The 13,459-nt window shown below is 63.9% G+C and carries 13 protein-coding genes and 1 tRNA gene; 7 read left to right on the top strand and 7 right to left on the bottom strand.

What is annotated here, in order from left to right; genetic code table 11:
• Window positions 1–734 (bottom strand): alpha/beta fold hydrolase (locus tag C483_RS11300; protein ID WP_006653491.1); only part of this gene is annotated, 734 nt, incomplete at its 3' end.
• A gap of 200 nt (window positions 735–934) precedes the next feature.
• On the opposite strand from C483_RS11300, the gene priL reads away from it, so the two are divergent.
• Window positions 935–2,266: a DNA primase regulatory subunit PriL gene (gene priL, locus C483_RS11295; RefSeq protein ID WP_006653490.1), complete on the top strand. Its 1,332-nt coding sequence runs from the start codon at window positions 935–937 to the stop codon at window positions 2,264–2,266.
• 21 nt (window positions 2,267–2,287) lie between these two features.
• Here the strand turns inward: priL and C483_RS11290 are convergent, their stop codons facing one another.
• From C483_RS11290 to htpX, 3 genes are all read right to left on the bottom strand, one after another.
• Window positions 2,288–2,785: a hypothetical protein gene (locus tag C483_RS11290; RefSeq protein WP_006653489.1), complete on the bottom strand. Its 498-nt coding sequence runs from the start codon at window positions 2,783–2,785 to the stop codon at window positions 2,288–2,290.
• A 115-nt stretch (window positions 2,786–2,900) separates the two neighbouring features.
• Complete coding sequence (locus C483_RS11285) at window positions 2,901–3,173, bottom strand: DUF7472 family protein (protein WP_004267420.1); 273 nt, start codon at window positions 3,171–3,173, stop codon at window positions 2,901–2,903.
• Between the two features lie 169 nt (window positions 3,174–3,342).
• Entirely contained in the window at window positions 3,343–4,236 is an 894-nt protein-coding gene (gene htpX, locus C483_RS11280; protein ID WP_006653488.1) for a zinc metalloprotease HtpX, read from the bottom strand.
• 337 nt (window positions 4,237–4,573) lie between these two features.
• Between htpX and C483_RS11275 the strand changes: the two genes are divergently transcribed.
• The 4 genes from C483_RS11275 to C483_RS21090 all read left to right on the top strand — a co-directional run bounded on the left by C483_RS11275 (window position 4,574) and on the right by C483_RS21090 (window position 8,995).
• Complete coding sequence (locus C483_RS11275) at window positions 4,574–6,235, top strand: outer membrane protein assembly factor BamB family protein (protein WP_006653487.1); 1,662 nt, start codon at window positions 4,574–4,576, stop codon at window positions 6,233–6,235.
• A gap of 92 nt (window positions 6,236–6,327) precedes the next feature.
• Window positions 6,328–7,485, top strand: coding sequence for a 60S ribosomal export protein NMD3 (locus tag C483_RS11270; protein WP_006653486.1), 1,158 nt, complete (start codon window positions 6,328–6,330; stop codon window positions 7,483–7,485).
• Window positions 7,486–7,488: 3 nt separating this feature from the next.
• Window positions 7,489–8,742 (top strand): class I SAM-dependent methyltransferase, encoded by a 1,254-nt coding sequence (locus tag C483_RS11265; protein ID WP_006653485.1) that lies wholly within the window; start codon window positions 7,489–7,491, stop codon window positions 8,740–8,742.
• Between the two features lie 130 nt (window positions 8,743–8,872).
• Window positions 8,873–8,995, top strand: a complete 123-nt coding sequence (locus C483_RS21090; protein WP_275039996.1) for a hypothetical protein — start codon at window positions 8,873–8,875, stop codon at window positions 8,993–8,995.
• Between the two features lie 79 nt (window positions 8,996–9,074).
• Here C483_RS21090 and C483_RS11260 read toward each other — a convergent pair whose 3' ends face one another.
• Entirely contained in the window at window positions 9,075–10,982 is a 1,908-nt protein-coding gene (locus C483_RS11260; RefSeq protein ID WP_006653484.1) for a helicase C-terminal domain-containing protein, read from the bottom strand.
• A 210-nt stretch (window positions 10,983–11,192) separates the two neighbouring features.
• On the opposite strand from C483_RS11260, the gene C483_RS11255 reads away from it, so the two are divergent.
• Window positions 11,193–11,288, top strand: a tRNA-Gly gene (locus tag C483_RS11255).
• A gap of 206 nt (window positions 11,289–11,494) precedes the next feature.
• On the opposite strand, the gene C483_RS11250 is transcribed toward C483_RS11255, so the two are convergent.
• Window positions 11,495–11,764: a DUF7561 family protein gene (locus C483_RS11250; protein ID WP_006653483.1), complete on the bottom strand. Its 270-nt coding sequence runs from the start codon at window positions 11,762–11,764 to the stop codon at window positions 11,495–11,497.
• Window positions 11,765–11,879: 115 nt separating this feature from the next.
• Here C483_RS11250 and C483_RS11245 point away from each other — a divergent pair, with 115 nt between their 5' ends.
• A complete protein-coding gene (locus C483_RS11245; RefSeq protein WP_006653482.1) occupies window positions 11,880–12,893 on the top strand; it encodes a YkgJ family cysteine cluster protein in 1,014 nt (337 codons plus the stop codon).
• Window positions 12,894–13,083: 190 nt separating this feature from the next.
• On the opposite strand, the gene C483_RS19980 is transcribed toward C483_RS11245, so the two are convergent.
• Window positions 13,084–13,257 carry a DUF5786 family protein gene (locus tag C483_RS19980; RefSeq protein WP_004267428.1) on the bottom strand — a complete coding sequence of 58 codons (174 nt, stop codon included), beginning with the start codon at window positions 13,255–13,257 and terminating at the stop codon, window positions 13,084–13,086.
• Window positions 13,258–13,459: the final 202 nt, after the last annotated feature.

Genomic DNA, 13,459 nt, shown 5'->3' with positions numbered 1-13,459 from the left:
ACCTCGTCGTTCGTCCCGTGAACGATCAGCGTTGGCACGTCGATCCGATCCAGCTCCGCGCTGCTGTCGAACCCGAGGAACGCACCGAGTTGGGCCTCGAGTGCCGGCCGACTCGCGTCCTGTTCCAGTCGCCACTCGAGTAGCTGCTCGATTAAATGCGGGTTCCGGTTGGTGAACGCAGGAGTGAAGACGGGACGTAATTGCTCGCGGAGGCGTTGGCGCTCGCTCCCGCCGCCGGAGGCGAGCAGTCGGTTAGGAATCTCGTCGGGGATCGGATCGGCGTCGGCCCCGCCGTGGGTCGTCCCGCAGAGTATCAGTGAGGCTGCGCGGTCGTGGTCGATGGCGTACTGCTGGGCGATCATCCCGCCAAGGCCCGAGCCGACGAGGTGGGCGCTGTGGACGCCGGCGTCGTCGAGGACGGCCTCCAGATCGGCCGCCAATCCAGACACCGAGTAGCTCGCTACGTTTTGAAGCAGTGGAGCTCGGAGTCGACCCGGTAGACGGGGGACGAGCGGCGGGAGGCCGGCGTCGGAACGGCCGGTGCCGCGCAGATCGGGTGCAATTACGGGCGCGCCGAACTCGCGCGCGACGGCCTCGCGCTGCCAGCGCCACATCCACCGGCCGTATCCCAGATCCTGCAGGAAGACGACGGGTGTCGCGGTTCGTCGCTCGTCCATCGGTCGCTCGTCGAACTCGTAGTAGATCGACACGCCGTCCCGCGTCGCCCGTGGCATGGGCGAGACAACGGGTCGGATCCTCTTGAATTGAGGGCTCGTCTCCCGACCCGTGCAACTTCGACACACGCCTGGGCATAGGGCGGGAGATGCGATCGGACAGCGCGATCAGAATGGTGCCGTAATCATTGATTACCGACACCGTCGCGAGCCAGCGACAATCAGTGGACTTAATCCATCAGAGTAGCTTCCCATTACCGATGCAGCGACTGCACGCTCGATACCCGTTTCTCGAAGCTGCCCGCGAGACCGTGGCGACAGAGACGGTCGATCTGGCTACCGTCGTCGAGCAGGAGCGAGCAGTCGTCGAGCGCGCACGACAACGAGTGATTACCGCGCTCGAAGACGGCGAAATTGGCGAGCCCCACCGAGACCCCCGCACCGAACTGCTCTCCTACCCGGTCGCGCGCGTCCTCGTTTCGATGGTCGGCGAACGCGTCCTCGTGCGCCGATACGCCCGTGCCGAGGCCGAGACTGCCCACGAGCGATTCACCGCCGACCTCGAGAACACCACCGAACTCAAGAGCGTCGAGTCGACCGGACTCGAACTCGCGGAGTTGCTCGCAGAGTTCGATCTCGAGGAGGCGGTCACGGCTGAGTCCGTGTCGGCGACTGCGACTACCGGGACCGGAACCGGAACCGGGGCCAGCGCCGGGACCGGCACCAACACAGCCACGGCTGGCACAACCGGCACAACCACAGCAACCGATCCCGACAACGCCGACCGATTCAGAATCGACGTCGGCACCTACCTCCCGCTCGCCGCCGACCTCTGGGACGACGAGTGGGGACTCGTCAACCAGCCCCTGACCGACGGCGAGGTCCCCGTCGGGAAAGACGACCTCCTGCTCCTCCTGCGTGAAGCCATTCGCGACCGAATCGAAGACGGTCTCCCCTTCGAGGTCCCAACCACGATCGGCGACCCACTCGAGGACGCCGCCGAAGACGTCCGTGAGGTGCTCGCCAATCTCGACCTCACGCGCGAGATCGACACCGTCGTCCCCGAACTCTTCCCGCCGTGTATGAAGGCGCTACTGGACCAGGTTCAGAAGGGCGAACACCTGCCCCATCACTCCCGGTTTGCCATCACGGCCTTCCTCTCGAGTATCGGCATGACCACGGACGAAATCGTCGACCTCTACCGGGTGAACTCCTCGTTCGGCGAGGAGATGACGCGCTACCAGACGGACCACATCCGCGGCGAGACCTCGCCGACGGAGTACTCACCGCCCTCGTGTGCGACGATGCAGTCCTACGGCGATTGTGTGAACAAGGACGATCTCTGTGAGCGGATTCCCCACCCGATGGCCTACTACGAGGAGCGCGTCGACGACGCTGACGACGATGAACTCGAGGACTGGCGGGAAGGAGATGAAGATGGAGATGGTGATGATGGAGATGGTGATGATGGTGATGATGATGATGGTGATGATGGTGGCGACAATGATGGCGACGATACGCAAGATTCGGAGGGCGACAGCGGTGACGAGACCGACACCAGCAGCGACACTCCCGCTAACGAACAGGAATAGAAAAACAGCCGGGAGGAAGGGCTACTTCTCCTCGTGTTCCGCTTCTAACTCGGCCGCCTGCTGTTGAATATCCTGCAGCGCTTTCTCCTGCTCGCTGCGAGCTAAACCACCCGATTCGACGTGGCGACCCTCGTACTGCCAGGCGGGAATCGCGTCCCAGACACTCGAGTTCGACGCAGATGCCGGTGTTTCTGCGTCTCCGTCCGTGTCCACATCCGCGTTCGCGTCTGTTTCAGGGCTGGACTCGTCACTACCGGTGACGTCTGTGTTCTGTGTCTGCGCTGCGTGTTGCGTCTCCTGAGCCGGTGCACTCGCCGCGCGTCGCCAAAGGAGGACGACGCCGAAGCCGGCGAGGATAGCGGTGAGTCCGACCGCAGACCCCGGTGAGACGGTCCCTGCCGAGCGGACAAGGGCAGAGGTCCCGAGCAGTACGAAAACGCCGAGGACAGCCAGTTGACCGAGCAGGGACGGCTGTGGCGATGGTGGGGTCGTCTCAGTCGCGGTGTCGGAACTGGTCATACAGATATTTCAACACAGTAACTGAAAAACGTGCCGACGAGGCCAGATGAAACAGCCCACAGGAAAGGGAGAGACAGCGAGTCGACGGCGAACAGTACAGGAGCGCTCGTGACAGTCAGACCGCGTCCGGCGTGTCCGTTTCGACGTTGTCGTCGTCGCTTTCGAGTCCGTCTTCGGGGTCGTTCAGGACGAACGCCAGGGCGATGCCGATGATAGTCAGAAGGAAGACGAAGCCGATGATCGCCCCGACAAGTAGCTGTGCGCCGTCAGGGGTGAGAATTCCGTCGTCGCCACCGTAGTTCGTGCCGATGCTGGCCATGACGCCGAGCATCAGGAGAACGGAGGAGACGGCGACGACCAGTTCGATGAGTCGCTCACGCTCGAGCATTATAGCGAACGTTTCGCCGGACGCGTCAAAAGCGCTTCGAAGGGCCGAGGGTGCAGAGTGAGAGAAGGGGGGAGAGGAGGCCGAAGGGGGCGGAAGGGATCGAAAGGAGCGAAGACAATGGAAGGGATAACGGGGACACACGCCCGCAGTCGACCGGCTCTACAGGCACTCAGGCCGTGGTCAGTTCTTGCTCGAGGTCGCGGAGTTGTTCGACGCGCCGTTCCGTCGATGGGTGGGTGCTGAACAGCCGACCGACGACGCCGGACTTCAGCGGGATGATGAAGAAGGCGTTCATCTCAGCCTCCTCGCGCATGTCTTTGTCTGGGACTTTGTCGACCTCGCCCGAAATCTTCAGCAGCGCAGAGGCGAGCGCCGAGGGGTTGCCGGTGATAGCAGCAGCGCCGCGGTCGGCCGCGAACTCGCGGTAGCGCGAAAGCGCACGAATGAGGACGTAGCTGATGATCCAGACCACGAGCGAGACGAGGATCGCAACGAGGATCCCGGCACCGCCTTTCCCGCCGCCACCGCCGCGGCCGTGTCCGCCGCCGAAGAACGCGCCCCAGCGGACGATCATGAACGCGATCGTCGAGAGGAACGACGCGATGGTCATCACCATCATATCCCGGTTCTTGACGTGGGCGAGTTCGTGGGCGATGACGCCGTCGAGTTCCTCGCGGTCGAGGGTGTTCATCAAGCCACTCGTCACCGCGACGGCAGCGTTGCGCTGGTTACGTCCCGTCGCGAACGCGTTCGGAACGTTCGAATCAACCACGGCGACGGTCGGCTTTGGCAGGTCCGCCTGCTGCGAGAGCCGTTCGACTGATGAGTGAAGCTGTGGGTACTCGTCCGCCGAGACCTCCTTTGCGCCCATGCTGCGAAGCGTGAGCGTGTCGCTGAAGTAATACTGGACGAGCGAGAACCCACCAAAGACGAGCGCGATCGTCCACAGTCCACCACCGATGTAAAGCGTGAGGACGGCGGCGAAGACGATGTACAGCGCGAACAGCAAGAACATCGTCACGAACATCCGGCCGCGAAGACCCCAGTCCGGCTGCCAGTTCATACACCGTTGTAAGTGCTCAGAGGAAATAAGTATCCTGACCTCACGGTCAACTGTCGCGTCGAGTCGAACCGTTCCTCGATCGAACTCAGACCGGTATTCCTGCGATCTAACCCCCTCCGTTTCGCATGGAAACCCCCTGACTCAGAGACCTCGATCTTACGGCTACTCGTTGTCTGACGCCCGTCAGACAGTTTTTCGACCCTCATCGAACCCCCTCGTTTCGTGTCGAGTTTTCAGTGTGTGAAACAGAATTCCGCACAACGACGTGGTCGTTCTCCCCTGCGAAACCGTGCTACCGTCCGGATAGCGAAGGGGTCTGGCCGAACACGTTACGCCCATGGTCGAATACGATCGACGGCGCGTGCTGAAACGGACTGGACTCGCAGCAGTCGGTGCGACACTCGCAACGGCGAGCACGTCGGGTGTCAGTGCTGACACCAGCACCAACACGACAGGAGAGTCGGCAACAGGTACTCACTCAGCCGACGGTACTGGCACGGCTGGCACCGATACAGCCGGCTGGCCGTCAATCGGCGGCACCCCCGGAAACAACCCGGTCGTCGAGCCGGCAGCCGAACCCGAACCGCCGGTACACGTCGCCTGGGAGTACGAGCACGCCGGCCCGACGGCGATCGTCGACGACACCGTCTATCTCACCACCGACGGCGAGGTCCACGCCCTCGACGCAGCCGACGGGGCACTCGAGTGGGCCACCCACAACATCGGGGCGAGCGGGACGCCTGCGGTGCGAGGCGACACCGTCATAGTCGGCGGCGAGCGCTTGACGCTGATCGACGCTGCCGACGGCGAGATTTGCTGCCAGCACGATCTCGGCTACGACGAGGCGCTGGCCTCACCCGTCGTCGCGGGCGACTACGCGTTCACGGTCGGTGACGGGACCCTGTTCGCGTTCGACATCGACGCGCGCGAGGTCACCTGGGAGTTCACGCCCACAGCCGACACTGACGAGCACGAACCGCTGTACGAACAGCCAGTCGCCGTCGGCGGCGGGGCCGTTGTCGCCGTCAGTGAGAGCCACGCAGTTGCGCTCGAACTCGAGGACGGCACCGAGCGCTGGCGGGTCGACGACCCCGTCGGTGACGACGAGCACAGTCGGTTCATGGAGCCGAACGCGCGCCAGACGAGTTATCCGGTCGCGACGGACGATGTCGTGGCGATCGGCAGCGCGGATACGGACGATACGTCGATGTGGCCCCTCGGATACACGACGCTGTACGACGTGGAGAGCGGCGAGCGGCTGGTCACGAGCGAACGCTCGACGTTCGATCCGGGGGCGATCACCGACGAGCGGTTCTACGGCCTCGACTCGCACAATGTCAGGGGCTACGACCGAGACGGCGGCGAGGAAATCTGGGACCCAAGCGGTATCACGTACCGCGTCCCCTCGATAGCCGTCGGCGACGGCGTCGTCTACGCAGGACTGACCCTCGACGGCGCAGGATACGATCCGGACGAGGACGACGTGCCCGAGCACTACGACGGCGTGTACGCCTTCGATACGGACACCGGTGAGATCGAGCGGTCGGTCGGAACGGACGGCATTCCGCACATTGCACTCGCGAACGAGACAGTGTACGCCAGTTCGGGAACGCTCGTAGCGATCCGCTCCGAGAACGACGACTGGAGCGAGGAGGAGACGGACGCAGCGGGCGACGAGGAGAACGAAGAGGGCGGGACCGAGACTGACGGGTCATCAGGCGGCTCAGAGAGCGACAACGGAACCGAGAACGACACCGGCGAGGACGGCTCGACCGGACCCACCGGCGAGAACGACGGAACGAACGAAACCGCCGACGAAACAGACTCCGAAACCCAGCCCAGCGTACAGGCCCAGACGGAAGCCGAAGACGACAACGACGGCATGCCCGGCTTCACCGCCGGCGCTGGCGTCCTCGGTGCCGGAGCGGCACTCGAGTGGCCCCGTCGACAGGCCGGCAGTGGAAGCGACGCGGGCGGTGGAACTGAGCCGAGCAAGTAACGGAACGGCTGCACCGCTACTCGCCCGATCGGCGCGTTCCGAACCGGGTTCAGAGCGCGCCGTTTAACTCTTTCAGCCACCAATCGGGGATAATGAGTGAGTCTCGCGCGTTCTGTCCCCGATGCGGGGACCCCGTTCCCGAGCGATCGGCCGACGACGAGTCGGGCGACGCCGCCGATCCGCTGCGTCCCGGCAGCGAGGTCGACCTCTGCGATTCGTGTTACTTCGAGGATTTCGACTTCGTAGACGCGCCAAATCGGATCGATGTCCGGGTCTGTGCCCGCTGTGGCGCGGTCTACCGCGGAAACCGCTGGGTCGATGTCGGCGCACAGGACTACACGGACATTGCGATTGAGGAGGTGAGCGAGGCGCTCTCGGTCCACGTCGACGTCGAGGACGTCGCCTGGCAGGTCGAACCCGAGCAGGTCGACCAGAACACGATCCGGATGCACTGTTTCTTCACGGGTGTCGTCCGCGGCACGCCGGTCGAAGAGCAGGTGACGGTGCCGGTCAAGATCGCCCGCCAGACCTGCCAGCGCTGTGGCCGCATCGCCGGCGACTACTACGCCAGCATCGTCCAGATCCGCGCGGAGGGACGGACGCCGACGAGCGAGGAGACCGACCGGGCCAAGGAGATCGCCCACAACATCGTCGCAGACATGGAAGCCACGGGCGACCGCAACGCCTTCGTCACCGAGGTCGGCGAGACCGACGACGGACTGAACATCAAGGTCTCGACCAACAAGATCGGCAAGAAAATATCGAACAAGATGGTCGAGGAGTTCGGCGGTACCGTCAACGACGCCGAGACCCTCGTCACCGAGGACTCGGACGGGAACGAGGTCTACCGGGTCACCTTCGCCGTCCGCCTCCCGCCGTACACCCCCGGCGACGTGATCGGCCTCGCGGACGACACCGACGACGACGGGCCGGTTCTGGTCCGCAGCGCCCGCGGCAATCTAAAGGGAGTCCGCGTGACGACCGGCGAACGCTACGAGGCGGGCTACGAGGAGGGGAACTCGCCCGACGCACGTAAACTCGGCGAACACGAGGACGCCGAGGAGACCACCGTCGTCACCGTCGAAGACGAGAACGCCGTACAGGTGCTCGACCCCGAGACGTACCAGGCGAAAACCGTCGCCCGGCCAGACTACTTCGATCCGGACGCCGAGACGGTACCCGTCCTGAAGAGTCGTGCAGGGCTGCATATTCTTCCCGACGAGTCTGCATCCGCATCCGCGGAGGAGTAACTCATGTCGGACGAGCCGACCGATGGAGACGGCGCTGAACACGCAGACAGCAGGGAAGAGACAGACAAGACAGAGCGCGTAACAGACGTCCTCAAGCAAGCAAGCGCAGACGGCCCGCTCGCAGTCATCGTCGAAAAGCCACGCACCGAAACCGCGATCGAATCGCTTCGAACCGAAGGCGTCTACGACGACTCGCGGCACGTACAGGAAGAGAATCTCGAACGAGTGGCACTGCCCGTCACCGCACCGCCTGCCGACACCGATGTCCTCGACATCGTCCGCCAACTCGACCCCGAGTACCGAACCCGAGATCTGGCGACGCTCCTTGCAGAGAAGGGCTGGAACGACGACGCACTCGAGTCCACCCCGAGCTCGTGGGCAGTCATCGGCTCGGTGATCCTGGTGACGCTGCCGGCTGCCTTCCCTGCAGATCGAGAGCGCGAGCTGGGCGAGGCGCTACTCGAGTTACACGGCGAAGCGGAGAGTGTGCTTGCAGACGAGGGAATCGCGAACCATGGCGAGTCGGGCCGCATGCGCGAGCCACAGACGAGATTGCTCGCCGGCGAGCGCGATACAGAGACGGTCCACACCGAACACGGGACGCGGTACGGACTCGATCCGACGAAGGTGATGTTCTCGCCGGGGAATCAGGCCGAACGCGTCCGGATGGGCGACGTGTGTGAGCCGGACGAGCGCGTCTTCGATATGTTCGCGGGTATCGGCTACTTCACGTTGCCGATGGCCCGGGCCGGTGCGCAAGTGACGGCGACCGAGATCAACCCGACCGCGTTTCGGTACCTACTCGAGAACGCGATGCTGAACGACGTGGGTGACCGGGTAGACGCCTACATGTCTGACTGTCGAGAGCTGACGAGCGAGGTGGAGGCAGACCGGATCGTGATGGGATACTACGGGAGTGGAACTGAGGGCGAGAGCAGAAGTGGGAATGGGAGCGTGAGCGAGAACGAACCCAACCCCGACAGTGACGTCGAGCTAGCGGCAGACACGGCACAGCCAGAGACGCGCGACGAAGCGGCCCACACCTTCCTTGCGGACGCCCTGGACGCGCTCGTTCCCGGCGGTGTAATCCACTACCACGAGGCGACCCCGGAGTCGCAACTGTGGGAGAGACCACTCGAGCGCATCGATGCGGCTGGGACCGCTTCGGGACGAGAGCACGAGATCCTCGAGAAGCGCCGTGTCAAGAGTCACAGCGCCGGCGTCGAACACGTCGTCGTCGACGTGGCGTTCGAGTAGCGACCGGTTCGCGACGGTTGAAGCATCGAAACAGACCAGCCTAACAGAGACAGCACGTCACAGTGCGGCCGGAATCAGCCGTACTCGACTGCAAGTGACCGCAATCGACCGTACTCGACCGGAATCGGTCGTGACATTCATACTTCCCGGGCGAATTGCATCGCCTATGGACAAAAATCAGTTCATCGCGCTCGGCTTTGCGTTCCTCATGGTCACGTCGATGATCGCGTGGGGCGCACTCGCCGCGTTCTGAGGACGAATCACCTCGGCGTATATGACTCGATTTTGCGATGAGACTCCGCGCGTCGGTCGTTAGTCGTCAGTCGATCTCGTTAGCCGTCCGTATCCCAGACGTCTGCGAGCGGACTCGACGACGAACCGTTCGACGATCCGGATCCCGATCGTGAACCCGAGCGGGAACGAGAACGAGAGCGGGTATACGCAGTCCCAGAATCTGACCCCGACGCAGACCGACCCGTTGACTCGGATTGTGAGCCACTCGTACTCGAGTCCCCACTCGAGCCACCACCGCGACTAGCGCCGCGCCGGCCACCCGGTCCGGACGACTCACACGCCGCTTGCGGATCGAACGCCGGCAACTCGGGCGTCGACAGTCGGTCGACCTGTGCTGCGAACCAGTCGGGCATGTCCGTTCGCGCGCGCTCGAACAGATCGAGGAGACTCGAGTCCGCGAGATACGTCGCGCCGTGGTCGTCGGGGGCGCGGATGACGCGACCACAAGCCTGGATGATGGTCCGTAACGCGGTCCGGTAGTACCACGCCCACTGGCCCTCCTCGAGTCGGTGGGCGACGCGCGAGTCGCCGGTGTTGAGGTAGGGAGCCTTACAGAGCACTTGCCAGCGACAGAGGTCGCCCTTGAGGTCGAGTGCCTCCTCCATCTTCACGGAGATGAATACGTCGGGGTCGTCGCTGGCTTTCCACTCTTCCAGGTCGGCGTCGCGGCCATCACGGTCGTGGACGCGGATGCGCTCGCCGACGCCGAAGTCGCGCAGGAGGTCGGCGAGTCGCTCCTGAATGTTGTAGGAGTGGGCGTGAATCAGCCCCTTCTCGTCGGGGTGGCGCTGCATGAGTCGGACGATGGTACGGGCGATGTCCGGCGTCGTCTCGTCGCGGTGCTCGTAGGTCATCTTCCCCTGGGTCACGTCGTACAGCGGCCGGTTCTCGACGGGGAAGGTGTGACCGACGTCGACGAGTGCGACATCGTCGGGGTCGAGCCCGACCTGCCGGCAGAAGGCTGCCTTGTTGAGGATGGTCGCTGAGAGGAGCGCGAACTTGTTGCCCCGGTCCCAGACGGTGTGGGCGAGATACTTCTCGGGGTTCATCGGCTTGATCGTCAGGGGACCGCCGAGTTCCTCGTCGGCGTCGTCGTCCGTATTGGCTGCGTTCCGCTCGGACTGGTCGACCAGCCACGTCGTCGGACTCTGCGGGTCGCGAAAGTCCGAGACGAACCAGTCGAGTTCGCCGATCAGTTCCTGCAGACGGTCGCGTTCGCGGACCTCGCGGGGCGAGAGCGTCTCCTGTGCGAGCAGGTCGTCCTTGCGACGGGTACAGGTCTGTTCGAGGTTCTCGGCGTAGCGGACGGCCCGTTCGATACTGTCGATGTTCGGCACGCGCAGGTCGTCCCAGAACGGGACGGTTCGCGGCCCGAGCTGGATCGTCGCGTACATCTCCGCCCACTCGGCGAGGCCGTGGGCCTCGTCGATGACGACGACGTCGCGTTTGCGAAAGACCTCGCTACCCGCGGTCTGCATGAAGTACGCGAGGGTCATCGCCGCGATCGATCGGTTCGAAGCAATCGCGCGGTCCGAGAAGTACGGACAGCGATGCTGGACCGAGCAGTCATAGCCCCGTTCGCGTACGCAGGGTGCCTGGTTGACCGGCGTGTTGCGCTCCTGAGGCAGAATACAGGTGTAGTTCGACTTGCCGCGGATGACGTTCAAATCGGCGAGCAGATCGTCCGAGGCGACGTCGTCGAGCTGTGAGACCTGCGGGGTCGTGTAGTAGGCCCCGGCGGCCTCGCTCGGCTCCGCCTCGTCGATCGTTCGGGCACAGCCGGCGACGGATCGTGCGAGAAGAGACTTGCCGCTCCCGGTGGGCGCGCGCACGAGGACGACATCGTTACCGGCCGCGAACGCGTCACGGATGTCGCGGAGGGCCTGCTCCTGATTCCCGCGGTAGCTGGGCGCGGGAAAGGCGTCGAAGATCCGCTCGGGGTTCACCGTCTGAGTCACGGACCGGCCGACTCCTAAAGGCTACGGAGCGTTGCTCGCACTGAACTGTTCGGCCGTCGTGAGCGATGCTGGTCGGGATCGAAACTGACTGTCGGCAAATCAGAGCCGAACAGTCGTACGAAAACGGCCGGTAGGTGGCAGTTACCAGCAGGTAACCGACTGATTACAAATACGAACACCGGCCTTGGATCTAGTCGCGGAAGGGTCGCTCAGCGGTAGAGCATCGCGGTGCCAGCTCACCCTGGCCCGCGACGGCAGCACATGCCTCGTGGCGTTCAAATCCCACCCCTTCCGTTTACGGGATCGGTCTGCATGACCTTTCCCGTTGCATTGCCACCTTCCCCCCATCACAGTGGCCTGTTCGTGGTCCGCCGTCCGCGTCGGCCAGACCGTTCGCGGACCACGACTCATGTCTTCTCTCCGTCCCGGCAGGTCTCGAGTACGGGAGCGTCAGCTACCGCGAAATCGTTGCGGGAGCGCAGTACAGTTCACGCTCACCCTCATAGCGACTCCTCAGAGCGCTCGCCAACAGGAGCGAGGCGGGACGTCTCCGGGTCGACCTGCTCGAGTCGCGCCACGTCCTCGGCGGTTGGGTCGTCGGGGATGACCTCGAGACACGGGTAACACAGCAGGTGTTCCGTGCCGTCGGCGAGTTCGAGTGTGATCGCCGAGCCGTCACTGCCGTCGTTCTCGCCGAAGGTCCAGAGGTTGGCGATGCCGCCGGCAACGCTGACCGCTCGACCACAGCCGTCGCAGACGTCTGTTGCCATAGCTGGCAGTGGGTGCTGCGTTGTGAAAGTCGTTCCCCCGGTTCAGTTTTGGCTCCCGGTGTCAGCTTCCACCGCCGGCCAACGAGTTATACCGACCGCGGTGGTAGCGCCGGATATGGAGGTGCACTGTGCTGGCTGTGCCGGCTGCTGTATGGACTGGACGGCGTTGCTCGACGACCACGAGATGGATCGAACTCGCCAACGCGAGCGCAGACGATTCGCCGACGCCAGCGCCAGCGCCGACAGCGAGAACGAGCGCCGCCCACCGTTCGACAGCGATGCCAACTTCGTTCCACTCACCCGAGATGAGGTCCGGACCTTCCTCGACCGGGGAATGGCTGCTGCCATGACGCCGCGGTTCTGGCGTGCCCGCGACGAGCACGAGGCGGTCGAAATCGACGGCCAACAGGTCGCCGCTATCGCGGGCCGACCGGTCTTTTTCATCGGTCTTCGAAAACCGCCGAAGCCGGTCGCTCCCTTCGGCCGCACGGAGCCGACGTGGCTGCCGACCTGCGTCTTCCTCGATCCGGCGACGCTGCAGTGTCGCATCCACGGTGACGAACACTTCCCTGCCGAGTGCGGTGCCTATCCAGCGCACAACCTCGAACTGGGACACGAAACCGAGTGCGAGCGCGTCGAGGCGGCCTTCGGGGACGACAGGCTGCTCGACGACCAGCTTTCGGACGACGAACTCGGCGACGGACCGCTACTCGGCTCACAGGCTGTCGGTGAGAAACTCTTCTGTCACCCGCGGCCGGCTGCTCTCGCCGGCGTCGTCGACCGTCTCGAAGCCGGTCCTCTTCGACCGGCCGATCGCGCCGAGTGCATCGCAGTCGCAAGCGCCTCGAGTCCAGGCACGCTCGCGATTTCGGACCATCACTACGAGATGGGAAAAACACAGGCGTTGGAGGCGATGCCATCAGCTGGCGGTGGAGACCGTGGAAATAGCGCACCCGACAGTGCGTCCTGGGTCGGCCCCGCAATTGACGAGTGGCACCAGCGCTACGACACAGCAGAGTGCGACAGCGGTTCAGCGCCATCGCCCGACCTTGCGGCCACAGTTGAAGAAGACCGCGGCGCACCCGAGACGCCCGGCTGGGAAGAAACGGGAGAGAAGGGGACGGAGTGAGAACGCAGAGTGAAAACGCAAAGCGAGAATCCAACGTGGGAATTGGTACTCGAGTTCCCTGTACCGAACGACTCAGTGATGCGCGTGACGACTGCCGGTCATGCCTGTGACGACGAGAGCGGGCGGGTCTGAGGCGAGCGCCGTGGCTCACGACTCGTCCTGATGGACTGCAGAAGGGAGGGAGTCGACACTAGTCCGACTTGATCTGCTCGAACTGGTCGAGGAGGTCCTCCGCGGAGTCGCCCGAATCGTACTCTACGCGGCCGTGATATATCGTCCGCTCGTCATCGAAGTCGGCGTCGACTCGAGACGCTTGTTCTTCGCGGCGTTCGTGTTCGTCTTCGTCATAGGCACCCATTGACATGGCAAGTATACACATAGTAGGCACGATTCGCATATCAATGTAACGGTCGTTCATATTCGAAGGCAGTCACGACGAGTGATACTGTCGGACAGAACTATGCGAAGGGTGGACGCGCTACTATGGCCGTCTCCGAAGGTGACGATCCGGTTTTGCAACTGACTTCCCACTGACGTCTGTCCGGCAGCATGAGGAGTTGTCTCGC

This window comes from Natrialba hulunbeirensis JCM 10989 (assembly GCF_000337575.1).
Classification (GTDB): Archaea; Halobacteriota; Halobacteria; order Halobacteriales; family Natrialbaceae; genus Natrialba; species Natrialba hulunbeirensis.
This window is presented reverse-complemented; position numbering and strand designations above follow the sequence as displayed.

Coding starts and splice junctions, on each gene's coding strand:
- C483_RS11265 (WP_006653485.1), top strand. CDS start 7,489: ATGTCGGACGAGCCGACCGATGGAGACGGCGCTGAACACGCAGACAGC.
- C483_RS19980 (WP_004267428.1), bottom strand. CDS start 13,257: ATGTCAATGGGTGCCTATGACGAAGACGAACACGAACGCCGCGAAGAA.
- priL (WP_006653490.1), top strand. CDS start 935: ATGCAGCGACTGCACGCTCGATACCCGTTTCTCGAAGCTGCCCGCGAG.
- C483_RS11275 (WP_006653487.1), top strand. CDS start 4,574: ATGGTCGAATACGATCGACGGCGCGTGCTGAAACGGACTGGACTCGCA.
- C483_RS11285 (WP_004267420.1), bottom strand. CDS start 3,173: ATGCTCGAGCGTGAGCGACTCATCGAACTGGTCGTCGCCGTCTCCTCC.
- C483_RS11245 (WP_006653482.1), top strand. CDS start 11,880: ATGGAGGTGCACTGTGCTGGCTGTGCCGGCTGCTGTATGGACTGGACG.
- htpX (WP_006653488.1), bottom strand. CDS start 4,236: ATGAACTGGCAGCCGGACTGGGGTCTTCGCGGCCGGATGTTCGTGACG.
- C483_RS11290 (WP_006653489.1), bottom strand. CDS start 2,785: ATGACCAGTTCCGACACCGCGACTGAGACGACCCCACCATCGCCACAG.
- C483_RS11270 (WP_006653486.1), top strand. CDS start 6,328: ATGAGTGAGTCTCGCGCGTTCTGTCCCCGATGCGGGGACCCCGTTCCC.
- C483_RS11250 (WP_006653483.1), bottom strand. CDS start 11,764: ATGGCAACAGACGTCTGCGACGGCTGTGGTCGAGCGGTCAGCGTTGCC.